The 22,985-nt window shown below is 68.3% G+C and carries 27 protein-coding genes; 12 read left to right on the top strand and 15 right to left on the bottom strand.

The window, feature by feature from the left end; translation table 11 throughout:
• The first annotated feature begins 131 nt into the window (after positions 1-131).
• From Q0579_RS09190 to Q0579_RS09175, 4 genes are all read left to right on the top strand, one after another.
• Entirely contained in the window at positions 132-983 is an 852-nt protein-coding gene (locus Q0579_RS09190; RefSeq protein ID WP_298811563.1) for a TorF family putative porin, read from the top strand.
• Between the two features lie 113 nt (positions 984-1,096).
• Complete coding sequence (locus Q0579_RS09185) at positions 1,097-1,993, top strand: tetratricopeptide repeat protein (protein ID WP_298811882.1); 897 nt, start codon at positions 1,097-1,099, stop codon at positions 1,991-1,993.
• Positions 1,990-2,607 (top strand): LON peptidase substrate-binding domain-containing protein, encoded by a 618-nt coding sequence (locus Q0579_RS09180; protein ID WP_298811561.1) that lies wholly within the window; start codon positions 1,990-1,992, stop codon positions 2,605-2,607. Before Q0579_RS09185 ends, Q0579_RS09180 begins: the two co-directional genes overlap by 4 nt.
• Complete coding sequence (locus Q0579_RS09175) at positions 2,604-2,798, top strand: Trm112 family protein (RefSeq protein WP_298811559.1); 195 nt, start codon at positions 2,604-2,606, stop codon at positions 2,796-2,798. Before Q0579_RS09180 ends, Q0579_RS09175 begins: the two co-directional genes overlap by 4 nt.
• 46 nt (positions 2,799-2,844) lie before the next feature.
• On the opposite strand, the gene msrA is transcribed toward Q0579_RS09175, so the two are convergent.
• The 4 genes from msrA to pabB all read right to left on the bottom strand — a co-directional run bounded on the left by msrA (position 2,845) and on the right by pabB (position 6,891).
• Entirely contained in the window at positions 2,845-3,489 is a 645-nt protein-coding gene (gene msrA / locus Q0579_RS09170) for a peptide-methionine (S)-S-oxide reductase MsrA (RefSeq protein WP_298811556.1), read from the bottom strand.
• 39 nt (positions 3,490-3,528) lie between these two features.
• Positions 3,529-3,666, bottom strand: coding sequence for a hypothetical protein (locus Q0579_RS09165; RefSeq protein WP_298811554.1), 138 nt, complete (start codon positions 3,664-3,666; stop codon positions 3,529-3,531).
• A 204-nt stretch (positions 3,667-3,870) separates the two neighbouring features.
• Entirely contained in the window at positions 3,871-5,070 is a 1,200-nt protein-coding gene (locus tag Q0579_RS09160) for a pyridoxal phosphate-dependent aminotransferase (protein ID WP_298811552.1), read from the bottom strand.
• A 57-nt stretch (positions 5,071-5,127) separates the two neighbouring features.
• Positions 5,128-6,891 carry an aminodeoxychorismate synthase component I gene (gene pabB, locus Q0579_RS09155; RefSeq protein WP_298811550.1) on the bottom strand — a complete coding sequence of 588 codons (1,764 nt, stop codon included), beginning with the start codon at positions 6,889-6,891 and terminating at the stop codon, positions 5,128-5,130.
• Positions 6,892-7,041: 150 nt separating this feature from the next.
• On the opposite strand from pabB, the gene Q0579_RS09150 reads away from it, so the two are divergent.
• The gene (locus tag Q0579_RS09150) at positions 7,042-7,704 is read left to right on the top strand and encodes an MBL fold metallo-hydrolase (RefSeq protein WP_298811548.1); all 663 of its coding nucleotides are present in this window, start codon (positions 7,042-7,044) and stop codon (positions 7,702-7,704) included.
• Between the two features lie 68 nt (positions 7,705-7,772).
• On the opposite strand, the gene Q0579_RS09145 is transcribed toward Q0579_RS09150, so the two are convergent.
• Positions 7,773-8,216 carry an MAPEG family protein gene (locus Q0579_RS09145; RefSeq protein WP_298811545.1) on the bottom strand — a complete coding sequence of 148 codons (444 nt, stop codon included), beginning with the start codon at positions 8,214-8,216 and terminating at the stop codon, positions 7,773-7,775.
• A gap of 202 nt (positions 8,217-8,418) precedes the next feature.
• Between Q0579_RS09145 and rpmF the strand changes: the two genes are divergently transcribed.
• The 5 genes from rpmF to Q0579_RS09120 all read left to right on the top strand — a co-directional run bounded on the left by rpmF (position 8,419) and on the right by Q0579_RS09120 (position 11,533).
• Positions 8,419-8,598 carry a 50S ribosomal protein L32 gene (gene rpmF, locus Q0579_RS09140; RefSeq protein WP_298811543.1) on the top strand — a complete coding sequence of 60 codons (180 nt, stop codon included), beginning with the start codon at positions 8,419-8,421 and terminating at the stop codon, positions 8,596-8,598.
• Between the two features lie 71 nt (positions 8,599-8,669).
• Positions 8,670-9,704: a phosphate acyltransferase PlsX gene (plsX, locus tag Q0579_RS09135; RefSeq protein WP_298811541.1), complete on the top strand. Its 1,035-nt coding sequence runs from the start codon at positions 8,670-8,672 to the stop codon at positions 9,702-9,704.
• Positions 9,701-10,681 (top strand): beta-ketoacyl-ACP synthase III, encoded by a 981-nt coding sequence (locus Q0579_RS09130; RefSeq protein ID WP_298811539.1) that lies wholly within the window; start codon positions 9,701-9,703, stop codon positions 10,679-10,681. The genes plsX and Q0579_RS09130 overlap by 4 nt, the downstream gene beginning before the upstream one ends.
• A gap of 95 nt (positions 10,682-10,776) precedes the next feature.
• Entirely contained in the window at positions 10,777-11,076 is a 300-nt protein-coding gene (locus Q0579_RS09125) for an integration host factor subunit alpha (RefSeq protein ID WP_219769423.1), read from the top strand.
• 25 nt (positions 11,077-11,101) lie between these two features.
• Positions 11,102-11,533, top strand: coding sequence for a MerR family transcriptional regulator (locus tag Q0579_RS09120; RefSeq protein ID WP_298811535.1), 432 nt, complete (start codon positions 11,102-11,104; stop codon positions 11,531-11,533).
• A gap of 418 nt (positions 11,534-11,951) precedes the next feature.
• Here Q0579_RS09120 and Q0579_RS09115 read toward each other — a convergent pair whose 3' ends face one another.
• From Q0579_RS09115 to sucC, 4 genes are all read right to left on the bottom strand, one after another.
• The gene (locus Q0579_RS09115; RefSeq protein WP_298811533.1) at positions 11,952-12,107 is read right to left on the bottom strand and encodes a hypothetical protein; all 156 of its coding nucleotides are present in this window, start codon (positions 12,105-12,107) and stop codon (positions 11,952-11,954) included.
• A 297-nt stretch (positions 12,108-12,404) separates the two neighbouring features.
• Positions 12,405-13,334: an electron transfer flavoprotein subunit alpha/FixB family protein gene (locus tag Q0579_RS09110; RefSeq protein ID WP_298811530.1), complete on the bottom strand. Its 930-nt coding sequence runs from the start codon at positions 13,332-13,334 to the stop codon at positions 12,405-12,407.
• 39 nt (positions 13,335-13,373) lie between these two features.
• Positions 13,374-14,123 (bottom strand): electron transfer flavoprotein subunit beta/FixA family protein, encoded by a 750-nt coding sequence (locus Q0579_RS09105; RefSeq protein ID WP_298811527.1) that lies wholly within the window; start codon positions 14,121-14,123, stop codon positions 13,374-13,376.
• Positions 14,124-14,314: 191 nt separating this feature from the next.
• Entirely contained in the window at positions 14,315-15,514 is a 1,200-nt protein-coding gene (sucC, locus tag Q0579_RS09100; RefSeq protein ID WP_298811525.1) for an ADP-forming succinate--CoA ligase subunit beta, read from the bottom strand.
• A gap of 209 nt (positions 15,515-15,723) precedes the next feature.
• Between sucC and Q0579_RS09095 the strand changes: the two genes are divergently transcribed.
• Both Q0579_RS09095 and Q0579_RS09090 read left to right on the top strand, forming a co-directional pair.
• Entirely contained in the window at positions 15,724-18,447 is a 2,724-nt protein-coding gene (locus tag Q0579_RS09095) for an ATP-dependent DNA helicase (protein WP_298811523.1), read from the top strand.
• A gap of 14 nt (positions 18,448-18,461) precedes the next feature.
• Positions 18,462-19,001, top strand: coding sequence for a histidine phosphatase family protein (locus tag Q0579_RS09090; protein WP_298811521.1), 540 nt, complete (start codon positions 18,462-18,464; stop codon positions 18,999-19,001).
• A gap of 3 nt (positions 19,002-19,004) precedes the next feature.
• On the opposite strand, the gene Q0579_RS09085 is transcribed toward Q0579_RS09090, so the two are convergent.
• The 6 genes from Q0579_RS09085 to Q0579_RS09060 all read right to left on the bottom strand — a co-directional run bounded on the left by Q0579_RS09085 (position 19,005) and on the right by Q0579_RS09060 (position 22,984).
• The gene (locus Q0579_RS09085; protein ID WP_298811520.1) at positions 19,005-19,721 is read right to left on the bottom strand and encodes a DUF2807 domain-containing protein; all 717 of its coding nucleotides are present in this window, start codon (positions 19,719-19,721) and stop codon (positions 19,005-19,007) included.
• A 41-nt stretch (positions 19,722-19,762) separates the two neighbouring features.
• Positions 19,763-20,485, bottom strand: a complete 723-nt coding sequence (locus Q0579_RS09080; protein ID WP_298811519.1) for a head GIN domain-containing protein — start codon at positions 20,483-20,485, stop codon at positions 19,763-19,765.
• Positions 20,486-20,534: 49 nt separating this feature from the next.
• Positions 20,535-21,257, bottom strand: a complete 723-nt coding sequence (locus Q0579_RS09075; RefSeq protein WP_298811514.1) for a DUF2807 domain-containing protein — start codon at positions 21,255-21,257, stop codon at positions 20,535-20,537.
• An 89-nt stretch (positions 21,258-21,346) separates the two neighbouring features.
• A complete protein-coding gene (locus Q0579_RS09070; RefSeq protein WP_174194740.1) occupies positions 21,347-21,880 on the bottom strand; it encodes a CarD family transcriptional regulator in 534 nt (177 codons plus the stop codon).
• Positions 21,881-22,228: 348 nt separating this feature from the next.
• Positions 22,229-22,570, bottom strand: a complete 342-nt coding sequence (fdxA, locus tag Q0579_RS09065; protein WP_298811495.1) for a ferredoxin FdxA — start codon at positions 22,568-22,570, stop codon at positions 22,229-22,231.
• Positions 22,571-22,651: 81 nt separating this feature from the next.
• Positions 22,652-22,984 (bottom strand): RNA-binding S4 domain-containing protein, encoded by a 333-nt coding sequence (locus tag Q0579_RS09060; protein ID WP_298811880.1) that lies wholly within the window; start codon positions 22,982-22,984, stop codon positions 22,652-22,654.
• Between the last annotated feature and the right edge of the window lies 1 nt (position 22,985).

Raw genomic sequence — 22,985 nt, 5'->3', positions numbered from 1 at the left:
GAAGTGAGACGGAACGCCCGATAGCGTTCCATCTCGCAGGTGCAGCACCGCCCGCCTGATGGGTGATAACCCGACGGTGAGAGCGGTGCGTACGGGCAAGCAGGAGGAGCCTCTACAACAAGGAGGTTCCCATGAAGTACGTTCTGTTATCCGCGCTCGCCCTGATGGGCGTGGCAACCCCTGCGCTGGCGCAGGAAGAAACCGCTCCGCCAAAGCCGATCACGGTGTCCGGCAGCGTCGGGCTCGTCTCCGACTATCGTTTCCGCGGCGTCTCGCAGTCGGACGAGCAGCTCGCGATCCAGGGCGGGCTGACGATCGCGCACGAGAGCGGGGTCTATATCGGTACCTGGGGATCGAACCTTGCCGGCTGGGGCACGTTCGGCGGCGCCAACATGGAGCTCGATCTGATCGCGGGCTACAAGACCACGCTGACCGAGGGCGTCGCGCTCGACGTCGGTGCGACCTGGTACATGTACCCCGGCGGGTTCGACAATACCGACTTTATCGAGCCTTATGCCAAGGTGTCGGGCACGATCGGCCCTGCCAGCGTGCTGGCGGGCATCGCCTACGCGCCCAAGCAGGAAGCGCTCGGCTCATGGTACCGTAACGGTGCCTCGGCGGCGGCTGGTGTGTACGACAATCCGGGCGACAAGAACGACAATCTGTACCTGTGGACCGACGCCAGCGTCGGCGTGCCCAACACCGGGCTGACCGCTAAGGGTCACGTCGGCTTTTCCAAGGGGAACAAGGGCCTGGGGCCGTTCGCCACCAGCGTCGCACCGACGGGCGAATATATCGACTGGATGGCGGGCGTCGATTACGCGGTGCCGGGCACGCCGCTGACGCTGGGGGTCGCGTATACCGACACCGACATCTCCAACAGCGAGGCGGCCTATCTGCGCCCGAGTTTCAGCAAGGGGCAGGACGGTACCGGCAACATCGCGGGATCGCAGGTCGTCTTCTCGCTGACCGCCGCGTTCTGAGGCCGAGAGCGGGGGCAGGAATATTCCCTCTGAGGCAGGGGGTTTGTATCCCCGTCCCCGTTCCCACATAAGGGCGCGCACGCAATCAGGAGCAGCCCTTGGCGACGTTAGGCATGTCACCGGCCGAGAAAGAGGCCATCCAGACCTTCCGCAGCGAGGTCGTCGAGCCGTCGATGACCAAGCTGGTGATCATCGATTTCTGGGCCGAATGGTGCGGGCCGTGCAAGGCGCTGACCCCGGTGCTGGAAAAGGTCGCTGCTGCCTATGCCGACAAGGGCGTGGTGCTCGCCAAGGTCGACACCGACAAGAACCAGTTCATCGCCGCCCAATTCCAGATCAAGTCGATCCCGACCGTTTACGCGATGTTCCAGGGGCAGCTCGTCGCCGACCTGACGCCCGCGCGGACCGAATCGCAACTGCGCACGATGCTTGACCAGTTGTTGCGCCAATTGCCGATCCAGGGCGAGGCGCAGTCGCAGGAAGCCGAGCTCGAACCGCTGGTCCAGATGGGCGAGGACGTGCTCGCGAGTGGCGACGCCGAGCGCGCGCTGTCGATCTTTGACCAGCTCGCCGAGATGGCGCCCGAGCAGCACGCCGTCGTTTCCGGCCGCGTCCGCGCGCTCGTCGCACTCGGCGCGACCGACGAGGCCGAGGCGATGATCGCCGCCCTGCCCGACGATCTTGCCAGGCTGCCCGACATCGAGCGCGCGCGCGCCGCGCTCGCGCTCGCGCGCTCCGCCCCCGCGGTCGATGATCTCGCCCCGCTTGAGGCCGCGGTCGCCGCCAACCCTGACGATCACCAGGCGCGCTTCGACCTCGCCAACGCGCAGATGGCGGCGGGCAACCGCGACGCGGCCGCCGATGGCTTCCTCCACATCACCGCCGCCGATCGGGCGTGGAACGAAGGCGCGGCGAGGGCGCAATTGCTCAAGCTGTTCGAGGTCGTCGGGCTCGAGGATCCGTGGGTATCGGCGCAGCGCCGTCGGCTGTCGGCGATCCTGTTCGGATGACGCGCACGCGGCTCTCGATCTTCCCGCTGCCGGGTGCGCTGCTGTTCCCCGGCATGCACCTGCCGCTCCACATCTTCGAGCCGCGCTACCGCGCGATGATGTCGGACGCGATGGCGCGCGACCGCCGCATCGGGATGATCCAGCCGCGCCCCGACGGCGATCCGGACGACCCCGAATTGTTCGACATCGGCTGCGTCGGACGGATCGCCGAGTTCGAGGCGATGGAGGACGGGCGTTATAACCTGATCCTCGAAGGCGTCGCGCTGTTCCGCGTGGTGAACGAGCTCGACGTTTCGACCGCGTTTCGCCAGGTCGAAGCCGAGTTGCTGCCGGTCGAAACCGACCAGACACTCGCGCTCGGCGAACGCTCATCGCTCGAACTCGAATCGAAACGCTTCGCAGAGGCGCTGGGCTACGCGGTTGACTGGGACTCGGTGTCGCGACTGGACGACGCCGCACTCGTCAACGGCGTGGCGCAGATCGCGCCGTTCGACGTTGCGGCGAAACAGGCGCTGCTGGAGAGCAAGGGCATCTCGGCGCGCTGCGAATTGCTGGTGCAGTTGATGCAGTTCTTCGGCCGCCACGACGGCGACGAGCGGGTGACGCTTCAGTGAACGAAGCGACCGAGCGCGAAACGCCCGCACTCGACCCATGGCTGCTCGAACGCCTCGTCTGTCCGTTGACGCGCACGCCGCTGCGTTACGACCCGCAAGCAGATGAGCTGGTATCGGAAGCGGCTGGGCTCGCCTATCCGATCCGCGACGGCGTGCCGGTCATGCTGGTCGAGGAAGCGCGGCGGCTTTGATCATCTCGTCGCCCCGGACTTGATCCGGTTTGACGATAGGCGCGGCTCAGACCGCGAGCTTCGGGAACCCGGCGCGGAAGGCTGCTAACTTGGGCTTGTCCCAGGTCACGATATACGGGTGCGTCGGGTTCCGGTCGAAGAAGTTCTGGTGATACGCCTCGGCCGGGAAGAACGCGCCGCGCTCGATCCTGGTCGCGATCGCGCGGGGGAAGACATGCGCGTTGCCGAGCTGGCGGATGTACGCCGAGGCGACGCGGGCCTGATCGGGCGTTTGCGGAAAGATCGCCGAGCGATAACTGGTGCCGCTGTCCGGTCCCTGCCGGTTCACCTGCGTCGGATCGTGCGCGATCGAGAAATACACGCGCAGCAGCGTCGCGTAGCTGACCTGACGCGGATCGTAGCTGATGCGGATTGCCTCGGCGTGGCGCGTCGTCTCGCTGCTGACCGCGTCGTAATTGGCGGTCGCGCGCGTTCCGCCAGCATAGCCCGCGGTGACCGACTTCACCCCGCGCACGTGCTCGAATACCGCTTCCATGCCCCAGAAGCAGCCGCCCGCGAGCACCGCGGTCTGCAGGCCCTTGGTCGCGGGCACGTCGATCGCGGCGGCCGGGATCGGCACGGCACGCTCGGCCTGGGCGGTTCCACAGGCGCTCAGCATCAGCGCGGCGGCGAGGAGAGGGCGGAGGGTCATGAAACTGATATAGGTCAGTGACTTGCGCGCTTCCAGAGGTCAGCGCTGCGCGTACACCGCGGTGGGATGCGTCGGATCGGCCTGCGCCGCCGGCTGCAGCGCGAACAGACCAACCGCCCCGATCGCGAAGCCGCCGGCAAATTGCCAGAAGAAGCTGGTCTTGAACAGGCGAAGCATTGGTCGTGTATCCTGCTGCGATCCGCCCGCCCGTCCGTGCCGAACGCGCGATGCGGAAATGGTTTCCGTCACATCACTTAGGTGAGCGAGGATGAACCGAGGCTGGTTCATCCGTTCATCTCCCAGCGATATACGGCACCCAATCGCACGAGCATATTTCAACGATCGAAAGAGATCGTTTCTGCGGCGATATAGTTGGTAGCCTCAGCGTAATGCGGCGCAGGCCTGCTGGATGCGCGAACATGCCTCGGTCAGCAGCGCCTCCGAGGTCGCGTAGCTGATCCGCATCGCGGGCGAGAGCCCGAATGCGACACCTTGCACCGCCGCCACACGCGCATCGTCGAGCAGATAGCCGACGAAGTCGCTGTCGCTCTCGATCCGCATGCCCTTCGGCGTGGTCTTGCCGATCACGCCGGCGACGCTTGGATAAACGTAGAACGCGCCCTCGGGCGTCGGGCAGGTGATGCCCTCGGCCTGATTGAGCATGCCGACCACCAGGTCGCGTCGCGCTTGGAACGCGCGCGCGCGCTCGCGCAGGAACGACTGGTCGCCGGTCAACGCGGCGACCGCGGCGGCCTGCGCGATCGAGCACGGGTTGCTGGTCGATTGCGATTGCAACTTCGCCATCGCCTTGATCAACCACGGCGCACCGCCCGCGAAGCCGATCCGCCAGCCGGTCATCGCATAGGCCTTGGAACAACCGTTCACCGTCAGCGTCCGCTCGTAGAGCGAGGGGCATACCTCGGCGATCGTTGCGAAGCGGAAATCGTCGTAGACGATGTGCTCGTACATGTCGTCGGCGAACACCCAGACGTGCGGATGCCGCTCGAGCACCTCGCCCAGCGCCTTCAACTCGTCGACCGTATAGGCCGCGCCCGTCGGGTTCGATGGCGAGTTGAGGATCACCCACTTGGTCCGCGGCGTGATCGCGCCTTCCAGCATCTCGGGCGTCAGCTTGTAGCCATATTCGGCGCCCGCGGGGACGATCACCGGGGTGCCGCCCGCGAATTGAACGACGTCGGGGTAGCTGACCCAGTAAGGCGCGGGCACGATGACCTCGTCGCCCGCTTCGACGGTCGCGACCAGTGCGTTGAACAAGGTGTGCTTGCCGCCGACGTTCACGCTGATCTGCTGCGGCGTATAGGTCAGGTTGTTGTCGCGGCGGAACTTGGTGACGATCGCGTCCTTCAACTCGGGCGTGCCGTCGACGTTGGTGTACTTGGTCTTGCCGTCACGGATCGCCTGGATAGCGGCTTCCTTGACGAACTCGGGCGTGTCGAAATCGGGCTCGCCCGCACCCAGGCCGATCACGTTGACCCTGGCGCGCTTCAGCTCCATCACCCGGCTCGTGATCGCGAGCGTCGGCGAGGGCGAGATGCGGTCGAGCGCGGCGGAGGTCTTCACGGGCTTCACCCTTCGGGTTCGGAAAATGCGCGTGCGCCTATGGAACGCGCACGCTTGTTACGCAACCACGCGATGGTCGGGCGCGAGCGTCGCCGGCATCAATCCACGCAACGCATTGCCGAGCAGGAGCCCGCCGGCGAGGTCTTCGGGCCAGAGCACCGCCTCGCGCGCGCGACCCGTTTCCAGCAACTCGGCACGCAGCACACCCGGCAGCAGCGCGCCCGCCGGCGGCGTCAGCAACATGCCGTCGCGCTCGACGAACAGCGAGGTGTAGCTCCCCTCGGTCAACGATCCGTCCGGCGCCACGAACACCACCTCGTCGCAGCCGCTCTCGCGCCGGGCGTCGTCGTAGAAGGCGCGATCGCTGGTCTTGTGGCGCAGGCGCCAGTCGGCGGGCGCGACCGGCAGCGGCACCAACGCGACCGACAGCGGTGTGTCGCGCCTTGGCGCCAGCGGCGACACTTGGATCGCGACCGCGCCGCTGTTCGCCAGCATCATCCGGATGCGCGATGCCTTGCGCAACCGGAAGGTCGCCGCCTGCAATTCGTTGCGCGCGTCGTGGCGGTCGAACGCGAAGCCGAGTGCGGCGGCGCTGTTCTTCATCCGCTCCAGATGCCGCTCGATCAGCGCGATCCCTTCCATCGGGTCGAACGCCATCGTCTCGATCAGGTCGACGGTGCAGACATCGCGGCCGAGGAACGCGCCCTTGGCCAGCGCCTCGTCCCATTCCGCCGCCGCGGTCGAATCGGCGACGATGCCGCCGCCCAGTCCGATCGTCGCCTGGTTCGCGCCCGCGGGCAGCGCCAGCGTGCGGATCGCGACGTTGAACATGGCGTCGCCGCTCGCGTCGAGGCGCCCGATCGCGCCGGTGTAGAGCCCGCGCGCATCACGCTCGATCTCGTTCAGCGCTTGAATCGCGCGTACCTTGGGCGCGCCGGTGATCGACCCGCACGGAAATAGGGCGCCGAGCACGTCGACCGCGTCGACGCCGGGTGCACGCGTCGCGGTGATGGTGGAGGTCATCTGGTGGACCGTTGGATAACGCTCCAACGCGAACAATTCGGGTACCGCGACGCTGCCCGCCACCGCGACGCGCGACAAATCGTTGCGCATCAGGTCGACGATCATCAGATTTTCGGCGCGCTGTTTCGGATCCTGCGCCAGCGCGGCGGCAGCGTCCGCGTCGGCGCGCGCGTCGACCTGACGCGGCGCGGTGCCCTTCATTGGGCGACAGGTGAGCCGGTTGCCCTCAAGCGCGAAGAAGAGTTCGGGCGAGAAGGACAGGTATGTCGTCTCGCCCGTGTCGACGATCGCACCCCATCCACCCCGCGTCGCCGCGCGCAACCGCGCATAGAGCGCGAGCGGATCGCCCAGGACGCGCACGTCGGCGCGAAACGTCAGATTGGCCTGGTACAGGTCACCCGCGGCGATCAACGCCTGCACGCGCGCGAACATCGCGTCGTAATCGGCGCGCGACACCCGCGGCTCGAGCGCGCCGACCCACGCACCCGCCGGATCGGGCAGCAGCGCGGGCACGTCGACCGTCTCATAGCTGTCGAACAACCCGAACCAGCCGAGCGGCCCGTCGGGCGTTCGTGCGTCCGCGACCGCCGGCTCGAACGCGCTCGCCGCTTCGTAGAACAGGAACCCCGCCGCCTCACCGCGCTGTTCGGTGGTGTGCGCGCGCACCGCCGCCAGCATCGGCGCGACGTCGGCCACGCCGCGCGCGTCAACCACGCCACGCGGGTTGCGGTACAGCCGCGCCGCCGCGCCGCCGTCGCGCGCGTCGTCCAAGAGGACGTAGGGGGCCGTGATCCGCATCCGACTCGCGTGATGCCCGCCCCTTTCGCACCCGGCAAGCGCAGCCGCGCGTGTTTCGCGTGCCCCGAGGGCGATTAACCGCGATTGTGGCCGTGTTCGCGCGCGCCCATCTCTGGCACAACGCCGCTTGAACCGATGCGAGACACGACCATGAGCACCGACACGCCCCCGCTACGCGCCGCCATCATTCCCGTCACCGCAATCGAGCAGAATTGCACGCTGATCTGGTGCACCAGGACGATGCGCGCCGCTGTGATCGATCCGGGCGGCGATCTGCCGCGGATCAAGGCCGCGATCGAGCAGGCGGGCGTCACGGTCGAGAAGGTGCTCCTCACCCACGGCCATATCGACCACGCGGGCGAGGCGCGCCCGCTCGCCGACGAACTGGGGGTGAAGATCGAGGGGCCGCACGAGGACGACCGTTTCTGGCTCGCGCGGCTGGAGGACGACGGGCGGCAATGGGGCATCCGCGGCGTCAACACCGAATCGGACCGCTGGCTGGTCGACGGCGACACGGTTACGGTCGGCGACCTGACGCTCGACGTTTATCACACGCCGGGCCACACCGCCGGCCACGTCATCTTCCACCACGCACCGTCGCGCTTCGCGCAGGTCGGCGACGTGTTGTTCCAGGGATCGGTCGGGCGCACCGATCTGCCGCAGGGCAACCACAAGCAGTTGATCGACTCGATCGTCACCAAATTGTGGCCGCTCGGCGACACGCACTTCATCCCCGGCCACGGCAAGCCCAGCACCTTTGCGCACGAACGCCGCCACAACATGTTCGTCAGCGACGCCGCGCTCGCGGCCTGACCGCCGGCGCGACCCGCCGACCCGAGTCGCAGGCCCGAGTCGCTCCCCAGTTCGTGCGCGAGCCGTACCTAGCCGCGCGAGGCGTCGATCGGCACGGTGGTGATCGTGCCGTCCGCGCGCGTGTCACCGCCGTAGACCAGCACCAGCGCCCAGATCGCCAGCCCCGCCATCACGATCCACGTCGCGGCGATGCCGCCGGCGCGCAGCGGATTGGGGGCAGGGCGGTCCATTCCCAGCCCGTGCGCGACCCGCGCGACGACGAACACCGCGCCCGCGACCCACAGCCACGTCGTCGATCCGCCCGCCAGTTCGATCCCGGCGAGCAGGATCAGCACGAACGGGGCATATTCGACGAAATTGGCGTGCGCGCGCACCGCCGCCAGCAGCGGCGCGTCACCGCCGTCGCCGATCATCACCTTGCCCTTGATCCGCCGCTGCGACACGCGCAGCGCCAGCCAGATGTTGATCGCGGCACAAGCCGCCGCGATCGTCAGCGTCATCGGCAACAGCATCGATTCTCCCCTTCATGGTCGCGCGCCAGCGTGACATTCCGCTCATCGGGTTGCAACGCGGGCAGAATTGGCTATAGGCGCGTCACTTCGCGATGCGTGCCGATGTGCGGCTGCCTGCCGCGGTCGCCCTCGTGCCGGCCGTTCGGGTGACCTGCTCGGCACATTTCGTTCAAACACGTAACACTTGGATCAAGGTGCCGAAATGGCCGTCCCTAAGCGAAAGACTTCTCCCTCACGCCGCGGCATGCGCCGCGCGCACGACGCGCTGACGATCTCGGCGTTTCAGGAATGCCCGAATTGCGGCGAGCTGAAGCGTCCGCACAATCTGTGCACCGCCTGCGGTCACTATAACGGTCGCGAGATCGTCTCGGTCGAGGGCTGAACCGCCCCGCGCGGACCTTTGTTGTCCGCGCCCGCGTTTGATTGGCGCGTTTGATTGGAGTGCCCCGTCCCATGTCCGACAGTTCCGTGATCGCCATCGATGCGATGGGCGGTGACAAGGGGCTGGAGGTCATGTTGGCGGGCGTTGCGCGTGCGCGTCGCGTCCACGACGGCCTGCGCTTCCTGCTGGTCGGCGACGAAGCCGCGATTCGCGCCGGGCTGGCGCGTCACCCGAATCTGTCGCACGCGTCGGAAGTGATCCATGCCGCCGACGTGATCGCGGGCGAGGAAAAGCCGAGCCAGGCGCTGCGCCGTGCCAAGACCTCGTCGATGGGCGTCGCGATCAACTGCGTGAAGCAAGGTCGCGCCGGTGCCGCGGTGTCGTCGGGCAACACCGGCGCGCTGATGGCGATGGCGAAGCTGAGCTTGCGCACCATGCCCGGCATCGATCGCCCCGCGCTCGCCGCGTTGCTGCCGACGCTCGGCGACAACGACGTCGTGATGCTTGATCTCGGTGCCAACACCGAGTGCGATGCGCGCAACCTGACGCAGTTCGCGGTGATGGGCGCGGCCTACGCTCGCATCGTGCTCGAACTCGACCGCCCGCGCGTCGCGCTGCTCAACATCGGCAGCGAGGATCAGAAGGGCACCGGCGAGATCAAGGACGCGGCGCAGATGCTGCGCGCCGCCACCCACCTGCCGATGGATTTCACCGGATTCGTCGAGGGCGACCGCCTGTCGCGCGGCGAGCATGACGTGATCGTGACCGACGGCTTCTCGGGCAACATCGCCTTGAAGACCGCGGAAGGTACCGCGCGCTTCGTCGCCGACCTGCTGCGCCGCGCCTTTTCCAGCTCGGCGCGCTCGAAGATCGGCTTCCTAATCTCGCGCCCGGCGACCGACCTGCTGCGCAACCACCTCGATCCCAACAACCACAATGGCGCGGTCTTCCTCGGGCTGAACGGCCTGGTCCTGAAAAGCCACGGCAGCGCGAACGAGATCGGCGTCGCGACCGCGATCGGCAACGCCGCCAAGATGGTCCGCTCGGACCTGGCACGCCGGATTGCCGAGGATCTGAGCAACATCGACGCGAAGGCTGCCGCATGATCCGCTCGGTTCTCCTCGGCACCGGTTCGGCGCTGCCCGCGCGCCGCGTCTCCAACGCCGAACTCGCGCAACAGGTCGACACCAGCGACGAGTGGATCGTCGAGCGCACCGGTATCCGCTTCCGTCACCTGGCCGGCCCCGACGAGACCACCGGCACGCTCGCCTATGACGCGGCCAAGGCGGCACTCGCGGCCGCGGGGCTGGCGGCGCAGGACGTCGACCTGATCGTCCTCGCCACCGCCACCCCCGATCAGACGTTTCCGTCGACCGCGACCAAGGTGCAGGCGCTGCTCGGCATCGACGATTGCGTCTCCTTCGACGTCGCTGCGGTCTGCTCGGGCTTCCTCTACGCGGTGCAGGTCGCCGACAGCATGATCCGCGCCGGCGCGCACCGCCGCGCGCTCGTGATCGGCGCCGAGACGTTCAGCCGCATCCTCGACTGGGAGGACCGCACCACCTGCGTGCTGTTCGGCGACGGCGCGGGCGCGATCGTGCTCGAGGCGCAGGACAGCGCCGACGATGTCGCCAGTCCCGATGCGCGCGGCATCCTCGCGGCGAAGCTCCACGCCGACGGGCGCCACAACGAGCTGCTCTACGTCGACGGCGGTCCCTCGACCACCGGCACGGTCGGCAAGCTCAGGATGAAGGGGCGCGAGGTGTTCCGCCACGCCGTCACCAATCTGGCGGCGGTGATGGCCGAGGCGCTGAAAGACATCGATCTCACGCCCGACGACATCGACTGGGTCGTCCCGCACCAGGCGAATGCGCGCATCCTCGATGCGACCGCGCGCAAGCTGTCGCTGCCGGCCGAGCGCGTGGTGGTGACGGTCGATCAGCACGCCAACACCTCCGCCGCCTCGGTCCCGCTCGCGCTCGACACCGCGGTGCGCGACGGCCGCATCCAACCCGGTCATCTCGTCGTGCTGGAGGCGATGGGCGGCGGCTTCACCTGGGGTGCGGCGGTGCTGCGCTACTGACGGTTCTTGCCGTAATGGGTACGTCTGTCTAGTCGACAAAGCCGTTTGGGCTTTATACCACCGGAAACGAAGGTTTAATTGGGGGACCGACGAGCATGACGGACGCGGGCACGCTGACACGGGCCGACTTGGCCGAGGCGCTGCACAAGCAGATCGGCCTCTCGCGCGCCGACTCTGCCCGCGTGGTCGAGCAGATCCTCGCCAAGATGTGCGAAGCGCTGTCGCACGGCGAGAACGTCAAGATTTCGGGGTTCGGTACCTTCGTGCTGCGCGACAAGGGGGAGCGGATCGGTCGCAACCCCAAGACCGGTGTCGAGGTGCCGATCGCGCCGCGCCGCGTGCTCACCTTCCGCGCCAGCCAGATGATGCGTGAGCGCATCATGTCGGCGGACTGATCCGCGGCCGCCCGATGAGGCGCCGGTGACCACGGCGGGCGAGCGCGGCACGAGCGGCGGCGAGAGCGCGGCCTTGGCCAAGGCCGACACCGCGTTCCGCACCATCGGCGAGGTCACGCAGCTGACCGGCATCGCACCGCACATCCTGCGCTATTGGGAAGGGCGCTTTCCCCAGCTCAAGCCCGTCACGCGCGCCGGCAACCGCCGCTACTACCGACCCGCCGACGTCGCGCTGGTGCAACGCATCGACAAGCTGCTCAATCACGAAGGCTATACCGTCCGCGGCGTGCAGCAATTGTTGGCGGGCGAGCGCACGTCGCCAGCGCCGACGCCCGCGTCACCTGCCCATAGCGCGCCGCCGCCGGCAGCGCCGATCGCGACCGTCCTGCCCGACACGCTCGACGCCATCCGCCTGATCCGCGACTATCTGCGCGAGGCGCTCGACGCCGATGGGTGATGAGGCATGACGCGTCCGTGATGATTCGGGCGGTGGGCTCAAATGCCGAGCCAGTCGAGTCCGCCCGGTAGTGCCCCGACTGATAGTCGATCTGCAGCACACGGCGGTGCCGCTGCCCGACGCTCGCGGCCGAGGCATGAAGGATCGGGGTCGCATAGGCCCATATGTCTCCCACAGCCGCCAGGCACGTCTGTGTCCCGCATCGCGCCACGGCGGCGGCAATGTCGCCCTCCGCGACGAGACCGAGCCGATGCGAACCCGGCGCGACCAGCAGCGGCGCGCCGTTCGCAGACGGCGATCGTGCGATCCTGATGCCGGCCGAGCGACCAATTGGCCTGGGGCGTCTTGTCGAACAGGATCGCCCGGACAGGCCGGGCACCCCCGCCGAGATAGCGAGCAGCGACCGCGCTGTGGTGAGTCAGATGAGTGAGTCTTGGCTGACCGTGCAGACGAGTGCCCCGCCACGTTGCGGCAAATCGTCGGCGAGCGTGTGCAGGTCGGAAAGCAAGGGCAATGCCTTGGCGGCATGTAGGGCGAAGCCGTCGACCGCTAGCGTGGTAGAGGGTTGTGCCATCAATGCGGCAACGTGGCGCGTTGCTACGCATGTAGCAAGCGGTTGGCAGGGTTGGAATCATCTCTGACGCTGGCGACGGTTGTAGCGTCTGGAACCGGCCCGGTTCCGCCGGCGTCATGATAACAGCATCTGCGATTGAGCAGCGGTTGTGTTGGTCGATCGCGGGGCCGCCTGATCGCGGCGACGCGGGAGCAAGTCCCGCGTCGTCGGTCGCGGCTGTGGCCGCGCCGGCCGGGCGGATGCGCGCGACGCTTCGCTCGCGCGCACCGGCGGGGCCGTGGCCCCGCCTTCCATCCTTTACAGCTTCTCGGTCAGCTCCGGCACGACCTTGAACAGGTCGCCGACCAGGCCGATGTCCGCGACCTGGAAGATCGGCGCGTCCTCGTCCTTGTTGATCGCGATGATCGTCTTGGAGTCCTTCATGCCGGCGAGATGCTGGATCGCCCCCGAGATGCCGACCGCGACGTACACTTCCGGCGCGACGATCTTGCCGGTCTGCCCGACCTGATAATCGTTGGGCACGAAGCCTGCGTCCACCGCCGCGCGGCTCGCGCCGACGCCGGCGTGCAGCTTGTCTGCCAGCGGCTCGATCAGCTCGTGGAACTTCTCGCCCGAGCCGAGCGCGCGCCCGCCCGAGACGATGATCTTCGCGCTGGTCAGCTCCGGGCGCTCGGACTTGGCGAGCTCCTGGCTGCCGAACGTCGCCAGCCCCTTGTCGCCGGTCGAGGCCACCGTCTCGATCTCGCCCGAGCCACCCTCGGTCGCGGCCTTGTCGAACGCGGTGCCGCGCACGGTGATGACCTTCTTCGCGTCGGTGGTCTGCACGGTCGCGATCGCGTTGCCGGCGTAGATCGGCCGCGTGAACGTGTCCTCGCCCTCGACCGACAGGATGTCGCTGATCTGCATCACGTCGAGCAGGGCTGCGACACGCGGCGCGATTGCCTTGCCGCTCGAGGTCGCCGGCACGACGAACGCGTCGTGGTGCCCCATCAGCTCGACGACGAGCGGCGCGACATTCTCGGCCAGCGCGTGCGCGTAGGCCGCGTCATCGGCGACGTGGACCTTGCCGACGCCCGCGATCTTCGCTGCCGCCTGCGCGGCGCCGTCGACACCTTGGCCGGCGACGAGGAGGTGGACCTCGCCCAGTTTCGACGCCGCGGTCACCGCCGACAGCGTCGCATCCTTGACGGTCTGCCCGTCGTGCTCGACCCAAACCAGAGTCTTCATGGAAACAATCCTCTCGGATAAATCGTGAACGGGCAGCGCTTAGTTGGCGATGCCCATCGACTTGAGCTTGCCGACGAGTTCGTCGACGTCGGCGACCTTGATCCCGGCCTGGCGTTTCGCGGGCTCGACCACCTTCAGCGTGGTGATGCGCGGGGCGACATCGACGCCGTAATCGGCCGGCGTCTTCTGCGCCATCGGCTTCGACTTGGCCTTCATGATGTTGGGCAGGCTCGCGTAGCGCGGCTCGTTCAGCCGCAGGTCGGTGGTGACGATCGCGGGCAGCTTGTATGTATCGGTCTCCAGACCACCGTCGACCTCGCGCGTCACGGTCGCGCTGTCGGCCGACAATTCGACCTTCGACGCCGCGGTTGCCTGACCCCAGCCGAGCAGCCCTGCGAGCATCTGACCCGTCTGGTTGTTGTCGTCGTCGATCGCCTGCTTGCCGAGGATGACGAGTTGCGGTTGCTCTTCCTCGACGATCTTGGCCAGCAACTTGGCGACGCCCAGCGGTTCGACTTTGCCCTCGGCAACGACCAGCACCGCGCGGTCCGCGCCCATCGCCAGCGCGGTACGCAGCGTTTCCTGCGCCTTCTGCTCGCCGATCGACACCGCGACGATCTCCGTCACCACGCCCTTTTCCTTCAGGCGGATGGCTTCCTCGACCGCGATCTCGTCGAACGGGTTCATGCTCATCTTGACGTTGGCCAGATCGACGCCCGACCCGTCCGCCTTCACGCGGGGCTTCACGTTATAGTCAAGCACGCGCTTGACCGGCACCAGCACCTTCATCGGAGCTCCTCTTCCATACTTTGCGCGCCTGTGTCGGCGATCCAATTGGCGATTTTCGGTCGTTTTCGCAAGTGCGGTATGGTGACCAGCCCGCAATCACGCCGTGCCGTAGCGGCATCTCACCCTTCAACGAAGAAGGGGCCGGACGTTTCCGCCCGACCCCTTCCGACTCGATCAATGGTGAAGCCGTATCACGCGGCCTTCTGCACCTCGGCGACGATCTTCTTGGCCGCATCGCCCAGATCGTTCGCGGGCACGATCGCCAGACCCGACTGGCTGAGGATTTCCTTGCCCTTGTCGACGTTGGTGCCTTCCAGACGGACGACCAGCGGCACCGACAGGTTAACTTCCTTGGCGGCCGCGACGATACCCTCGGCGATGATGTCGCACTTCATGATGCCGCCGAAGATGTTGACCAGGATGCCCTTCACTGCCGGATCGGCGAGGATGATCTTGAACGCCGCGGTCACCTTTTCCTTGCTCGCGCCGCCGCCGACGTCGAGGAAGTTGGCGGGGAACATGCCGTTCAGCTTGATGATGTCCATCGTCGCCATCGCCAGACCGGCGCCGTTCACCATGCAGCCGATGTCGCCGTCGAGCTTGATGTAGGCGAGGTCGTACTTGGAGGCTTCCAGCTCGGCAGGGTCCTCTTCGGTCTCGTCGCGCAGCTCCATCAGATCCTTGTGGCGGAACATGGCGTTCCCGTCGAAGCCGACCTTGGCGTCGAGCACCATCAGCTTGCCGTCGTCCGTCACCGCCAGCGGGTTGATCTCGATCTGCTCGGCATCGGTGCCGATAAACGCGTCGTACAGTTTCGCGGCGATGGTCTGGGCCTGCTTGGCGAGATCGCCGGTCAGACCCAGCGCGTTGGCAACCGCGCGGCCGTGGTGCGGCTGGAACCCCGACGCCGGATCGACGGAAAAGCTGTGAATCTTTTCGGGCGTGTCGTGCGCGACCGTTTCGATATCCATGCCGCCCTCGGTCGACACGACGTAGCCGATGCGCCCCGTGGCGCGGTCGACGACCAGCGCAAGGTAGAATTCCTTGGCGATGTCGACGCCGTCGGTCACGTACAGGCGGTTGACCTGCTTGCCGGCGTCCCCGGTCTGGATCGTCACCAGCGTGTTGCCCAGCATCTCGGTCGCGGCGTGGCGCACCTCGTCCTCGGTCTTGGCAAGGCGGACGCCGCCCTTCGCGTCCGGGCCGAGCTCCTTGAACTTGCCCTTGCCGCGGCCGCCGGCGTGGATCTGCGCCTTCACGACGTAGAGTGGCCCGGGTAGCTTCTTCGATGCCTCAACCGCTTCCTCCACGCTCATCGCAGCGAAGCCCTGCGGCACGGCGACGCCGTATTTCGCGAGCAATTCCTTGGCCTGATATTCGTGGATGTTCATGGGACGCCTCTCCAGATGGTGGCGGGTGGGAACGCTTTGCGCTGCTCCTAAGCACAGCAGGGCGGGAGAATCCACCCCGCGCGGCAGGTTCTTGTGCGCTGATGCTATTGCGAACCGATTGCACCGCCTGGTTTTTGCCGATTGAGCGAGGGCGACGCAGCAGCGTTCAAAGGCCGCCCTCGTAAAGCGGGTTGCCATTCTGTTCGCCAATGCGCACCTGCACGGTGGTGAGCGCGCTCCATTACCCCGCCCTGCACGCCAGCCACTCGGGCATCTGGGTGTCGGAACGCGGCGTCACGCGGGAGGTGTCGCGCGGGGAGGCGATCCGGCTCGCCGCCGACACGCCCGTAATCCTGATGAACGCCGCGCTGGTCGGGCAGCGGCTCGGCTACGCCGACCTGTCGGGGCTCGACCTGCTCGAGTTGTTCGCCTTTCTCCATCCGGCGCGCTTCATGGTGCCGACGCCCAAGGGGCTCGCCGCGGTAACCGGGCTCGACATGCCCGCCGACGACGCGCAGGTAGCGCCCTTCCTGCTCGCCGCCGCCGAGCGGTTGCTGGATGTGCCCGCGGGCGACTGGCGCGAGCGCGAAGGCGCATGGACCGCGCTCCAGTCGCTCACCCGGCTGCGCTGGGCCTGGGCGCCGCCGCTCGCCCCCCGCATCGCCAAGCCATCGTCGCAGGAGCGCTGGCTGTTCACCCGCCTGCCCGAATGGAGCGAGGCGCCGCCGCGTGCTGCCCCACGCACGGTGACGATGCCCGAAGGTGCGGTGCTCGACCGTCTGGACGAGCTGACCGGCGACGGCGCCGAGCCGCGCGCGGGACAACAGCGCTTCGCCGCCGCCGCGAGCGCCGCTTTCGCGCCCCGCACGCTGCGCGACTCGCCCAACCTGATGCTGGCGGAGGCGGGTACCGGCATCGGCAAGACGCTCGGCTATCTCGCCCCCGCGAGTCTCTGGGCGGAGGCCGCGGGCGGCGCGGTATGGATCTCGACCTATACCAAGGCGCTGCAGCGGCAGCTCGGCGCGGAGACACGCCGCGTCTATCCCGATGAGGCGGTCCGGCGCGACCGGGTGGTGACGCGCAAGGGACGCGAGAATTATCTCTGCCTCCTCAACCTGGAGGACGCACTGCAAGGCGGGTTCGCCGGGCGCGCCGCGGTGCTGGCGCAACTCGTTGCGCGCTGGGCGGCGTACAGCGCCGACGGCGACATGGTCGGCGGCGACCTCCCTGGCTGGCTGCCGACCTTGTTCCGCCGCAACGGTTCGACCGCGCTGACCGATCGCCGCGGCGAGTGCGTCTATGCCGGCTGTCCGCATTATCGCAAATGCTTCATCGAGCGCGCCGCGCGCGCCTCGGCCGAGGCCGACCTGGTGATCGCCAACCACGCGCTCGTCATGGTCAACGCCGCGCGCGGGCGTGAAACCACGACGCGCCCGACCCGCTACGTGTTCGACGAGGGGCACCATCTGTTCGACGCCGCCGACGCGATGTTCGGCGTCGCGCTGACCGGTGCGGAGACAATCGAGCTGCGCCGCTGGATCGTCGGACCCGAGGGCACCAGCCGGGGCCGCCGCCGCGGGTTGCAGGCGCGCTTGTCCGACCTTGCCAGCTACGACGAGCAGGGTGGCGCCGCGGTCGCCGACATCTTCGCCGCGGCGGGTGCGCTCGCTGCCGACGGCTGGCTCGGCCGCCTGGGGGAAGGCGCGCCGTTCGGTCCGATCGAGAAGCTGCTCGCCGCGGTGCGTGGCCTCACCTACGCCCGCGCCGAACAGCCCGGCGACGCGGGCTACGCGCTCGAAACCGAACTTGCCGAGCCTAGCCCCGAACTGATCGAGGCCGCGGCGCCCGCGGCCGCCGCGCTCGACGCGCTCGTTCGCCCGATGGTCGCGCTTGGCAAGCGGCTCGAGACGGTGCTCGCGGACGCGCCCGACTGGATGGACGCGCCGGCGCGCGCGCGGATCGAGGGCGCGATCGCCTCGCTCGGCTGGCGCGCCGAGACGGTTGCGGCGTGGCTCGCGCTCTTGTCGCGCATCGGCGGCCCGGCCGACCCCGCCTTCGTCGACTGGCTCGCGGTCGACCGCGCCGAGGGGCGCGAGTACGACATCGGGCTCCATCGCCGCTGGCTCGACCCGACCAAGCCGTTCGCCGAAACGGTGCTCAAGCCCGCCCACGGTGCGCTCGTTACCTCGGCGACGCTGACCGCGGGCGGCGACTGGACGACCGCGGAGGCACGCGTCGGCGCGACCCACCTGACGCGCCCCGCCGACCGGTTCGAGGTCGCGAGCCCGTTCGACTATGCGTCGCACGCCGAGGTGCTGATCGTCACCGACGTGAAGCGCGGCGACGTGCCGCAACTCGCGGGTGCCTATGCGCGGCTGATCGAGGCGGCGGGCGGCGGCACGCTGGGGCTGTTCACCGCGATCCGCCGGCTGCGCGCGGTCCACGCGCGCGTCGCCGACCGCCTGGCGCGCGAAGGGCTGCCGCTCCACGCGCAGCACGTCGATCCGATCGACACCGGCACCTTGGTCGACATCTTCCGCGACGATCCGCACGCCTCGCTGCTCGGCACCGATGCGCTGCGCGACGGCGTCGACGTGCCCGGCGACTCGCTCCGCCTAGTGGTAATGGAAGGCGTGCCCTGGCCCAAGCCGACCGTGCTGCACGCCGCGCGTCGGCTCGCCGGCGGCGGCAGCGCGTACGACGACCGCATCGTGCGCGCGCGGTTGGCGCAGGCGTTCGGGCGGCTGATCCGGCGGCAGGATGACGCGGGCGCGTTCGTGCTCCTGTCCGCCGCGATGCCGTCGCGCCTGCTCGACGCCTTTCCGCCCGGCGTGCCGATCCGCCGCGTCACGCTCGACGAAGCGGCGGCGCGCGTTGCCGAGCGGCTATCCACGCGGGCGCAAATCGGGCATGGAGCGCACCTGCCCGCCTGATGGAGATTAGTCCGGTGAAGACGCTGACGCTGCTGCGCCACGCCAAGTCGGGCTGGGACGATCCGGTCGCGCGCGATTTCGACCGTCCGCTCAATCCCAAGGGCCGCCGCGCCGCGCAGACCGTCGGGCGCGAGCTGCGCCGGCTGGGCCTCCGCTTCGATCACGTCGTTGCCTCGCCCGCGGTGCGCGTCGAGCAGACGATCGACGGCGTGGAATCGGGCTATGGCCGCGGGCTGTCGCCCGCCTACGATCGCCGGGTCTATCTTGCTTCGGCGGGCTCGCTGCTCGACGTGGTGCGCGAAACGAGCGACGATTACGCGCACCTGCTGCTGATCGGGCATAATCCGGGGCTGGAGGATCTGGTCCTGATGCTCGCCCCCGACGAGCCCGGTACCTTGCGCGACGATGTCGAGGAGAAATACCCGACCGCCACGCTCGCCGAGCTGACCTTCACGGTCGATACCTGGGCGCAGGTTTCGGAAGGGACGGGTACGCTCACCCGCTTCATCCGCCCGCGCGATCTCGATCCCGAACTGGGTCCCAGCGAGGACTGAGACTCAGCGCGCCGCCGGGGCGCCGCACGTCACCGGGCCACCGGCCGCCGCGCGCACCACGCATTTGGGATTGCCGCTGACGCTGACGCGACCCATGCCGGTTGAGGTGATCGCCGCCGAGTAGCGCGCCGCCGCACGCGTCTCACCCGCGCCGTCCAGCGATACGAACAGGTCACCCGCCGACAGCCCGGCGGCGTCGATCGTTCCGGGCCCGTTGGTCAGCAACCGCGCCTTGCTCGCACGGCCTGCCAGCCGGATCGCGCCGCTGCCGATCACGCTCGCGTTGACCTGTTCCGCCGCGACCTCGTCGACCGACAGCGAGCCCGTACCGGTCACGCTCAGGTCGACGCGGTCGCCCTTCACGCGCGTCACCGACACCTTCGCGCCCGACAGCAAGGCGACACTGCGCAGCGCGGTTGTCGACAGCGTGAAGACCGGCACCGCCTCCGCGCCGCGGTTGGCGCGGTCGCCGGTGCCGCGATCGAGCCTGAGCGACAGCGTGCCGCCCTCGTTGATCAGCCGCAATCGCTCGAGCAGCGCGGGGTCGGGCGCGCTCGCCGTCGCGCGCGGGCTCGCACCCGTCGCGATGCGCACCTCGAACGGCCCGTCGACGCGCACCCGGTCGAAGCTGCCGATGTTCCACACCCGCTCGGCCGCCTGGGCCGGTGTCAGCGTCGCAAGCAGGAGCAGGGGGGCGAGGAGCGCGCGCTGGGTGATCATTGCACCAGCCTTGCACCCCGTCGCCGCGCGGGCAAGCCGCCTCAAGCGTGGCAGCGCACCGTGCCCGATCCGCTCTTACGCGTGGTGCAGCGCGCGTCCGGGCCAAGATCGATGTCGCCCGATCCCGCCAGCCGCACGTCGGCGGGTCCGCGCACGGTCGCGCTGACGTCGCCCGACCCTGCAACCGAGACGGTCGCGCGCGTCGCGCTCAGCCCGCGTGCCTGTACGTCGCCCGACCCTGCGATCCGCACCGTCAGCGCTTGCGCCTGCCCGGCAGCGGTCACGTCTCCCGAGCCCGAGATGCCGAACTCGACCTCACCCGCGCGCATGTCGTCGACCGCCAGATTGCCCGATCCGCTGATCGCACCGCGGAAGCGCGCACCCTCGGCGCGCGCAACGCGCAGGTCGCCCGACCCGGCGATCGCGGCTTCCTCGATCCGCGGCATAGTGACGATCACGCGCACGCTGCCCTTGCTCCAGCTCATTCTGTTGCGGCGCCCGACGCGCAGGCTGTTGCCGTCGCGCTGGATCACCAACCGGTCGAGCAGCGCCGGATCACCCTCGGCCCGGACCGAATAGGGTCCGACGCGCACCTCGACATTGTCCGGCCCGGCGAGCGACACGCGGGTGAAGTCGCGCGCGGCGTAGCTGCGGCTCGCCCCCGTCCCCTCGGGCGCGATGCCCTCCTGATTGCCCGAGGCATAAGTGGCGGCCATGCCGCAGGCGGCAACCGGGATCAGCAAGGCGAGAGCGAAATAGCGCATGACACATCCTCCAACTGTGTTGCCGTATTGATACACGGCAGAGGTGAGATCAAGCGCCGCAGCGGATCAGCGCGCTGCCCATCTTCGACACGTCGCAGCGTGCGCGAGGACCGAGGTCGATCGTGCCGCGGCCGACGCTCGACACCCGCGCGTCGCCCTCGACGCTGGCGAGCACGCTGCCCGAACCTGCCACCGATACCTCGGCGTGCGCGGCATGAAGCGCCGGCGCGCGCAAGGTACCCGCACCACCGATCGAGACCTTCAGATCGCGCACGCGCCCGCCCGCGGCGACGCGGCCGGTGCCGCCGATCGATACCTCGGCCGCATCGGTGGCGAGCGCATCGATCGTGATCGCGCCCTGGCCGCCGACCGCCGCGCTGAAATGCGGCCCCGACACGCGGTCGATGGTGATCGCGCCGCTGCCGCCGAGCGTCGCGGCGGACAGGCTGGGCATCGTCACGGTGAAGCGCACCTGCCGTTCCAGCGCAGGGTCGCCCTTGGCGCGCGGATCGCGCCGCGCGATCTTGAGCGTGTCGCCCTCGCGCTCGACGCGCATCGTGGCCAGCACTGCGGCGGGGCCGTCAGCGTGGATCGACCAGCTCGGGCCGACGCGCACCTGCATCTGCGCACCCGTACCGAGCGCCAGACGCGAGAAGTCGCGGATTGCGTAATCGACCGCGAAGCCACCGGCAGCCGCCCCGGCGCGTTCGGCCGGAAGCGTCAGGGTGAGCGCGGCGAGAACGGGCAAGGCTAGAAACGACAAAGAGCGCATCGCAGGTAACTCCGTTGAACCGGAGCCGGCGATACGCTCTTTTGATTACATCTGTAAACAGGCAATGTTTACAGATGTAGCTGAACAGCTCAGGCGGGCTGCTTGTCCTTGTTGTAGATCGCTGCGGCCTTGCGCAGGATGTCGAGAATCTTCTCCTGCGCCGCCGGCTCGTCGATCTGCTCCATCGCGGCGAGCTCGCGCGCGAGGCGGCTGCACGCGCCCTCGAAGATTTGCCGCTCGGAATAGCTCTGCTCGGGCTGGTCCTCGGCGCGGAACAGGTCGCGCACCACCTCGGCAATCGAGGCCAAGTCGCCCGAGTTGATCTTCGCCTCATATTCCTGCGCGCGACGCGACCACATCGTGCGCTTGACCTTGGGCTTGCCCTTCAGCGTTTCCATCGCCTCGCGCATCGTCTTGTCGCTCGACAGCTTGCGCATGCCGACGCTCTCGGCCTTGTTGGTCGGCACGCGCAGCGTCATGCGCTCCTTCTCGAACCGCAGCACGTAGAGTTCGAGCGCGATGCCCGCGATCTCCGATTTCTGCAGCTCGATCACGCGACCCACGCCATGCTTGGGGTAAACGACGTAATCGCCGACATCGAAGTGCAGAGCCTTGGCAGCCATTGACGATCTTTCCAATTCTAGGCCCCGCCTGCTACCCACGCCTCGCCGGTCCGGTGCGGAAACACCTGCGTCGGTCGATTGGCATGGGGCGGGGGTAGGTTGATCTCCGTCGGGCGCGGCAGGAAAGCGCCCGTCCCGGCAGTATATAGCACGATTATTTGTTTGTTTCCAGCCTGCTTACGTCAGTGCTGCTGACGTGCGGCATCGGCCGTCGACGCGGAGCTGGGAGCCCGTGAACGTTCTGGTATTACCTGCTACGTCATCCCGGGCTCGACCCGGGATCCCGCTTCTTGTCCCGCGTGGATCGGAGCGGGTCCCCGGATTAGGTCCGGGGTGACGAACAGTCGCTCAGTCGCCCTTGCCGGGCTCGGCCGAAAAATATTTGTCGTACTTGCCCTCTTCACCCTTGTGCTCGTCGGCGTCGGGCGGGGTCTGGTCGAGCTTGCGCGTGACGTTGGGCCATTGCGCGGAGAAGGTGGTGTTCAGCTCCAGCCACTGTTCCAGCCCGTTCTCGGTATCGGGCAGGATCGCCTCGGCCGGGCACTCGGGCTCGCACACGCCGCAGTCGATGCACTCGCTGGGATTGATGACGAGCATGTTCTCGCCCTCGTAGAAACAATCCACCGGGCACACCTCGACGCAGTCCATGTACTTGCAGCGGATGCAGGCGTCGGTGACGACGTAGGTCATGTAAGCGTTCCTCGGTAACTCGGCCGTGTACGTGTCGGTGTTCGCGATTTGGGCCGCTGCTATGCCGGGCGCACGGAAGCGTCAATCATCCAGGCTTTCCTGCGAGTTGTTCGCACCGGGCGCGCCCGAACCATCAACCGACCCGACGCCATCAACCGACGCGCCTGCGGTCAGTTCCTGATAGCACGCGCGCGCCTCCGGTGCCGGTCCGCGCCGGTGCGGCAATGCCTCCACCCGCACCACCAGCACGCGATCGTGATGCGCGAAGGTCAGGATGTTGCCGACGCGCACCGCGGCGTGCGCGCGGTCGATCAGCCGTCCGTCGATCCGCAGCCGTCCCGCCGAGGCGAGCGCCGCCGCGACGCTGCGCGTCTTGGTCAGCCGCGTGAACCACAGGAATCGATCGAGCCGCATC

This window comes from uncultured Sphingomonas sp., from assembly GCF_936927845.1.
Taxonomy (GTDB): Bacteria; Pseudomonadota; Alphaproteobacteria; order Sphingomonadales; family Sphingomonadaceae; genus Sphingomonas.
Note: the sequence above shows the minus strand (reverse complement) of the source record. Positions and strands in the feature narration are given on the sequence as shown.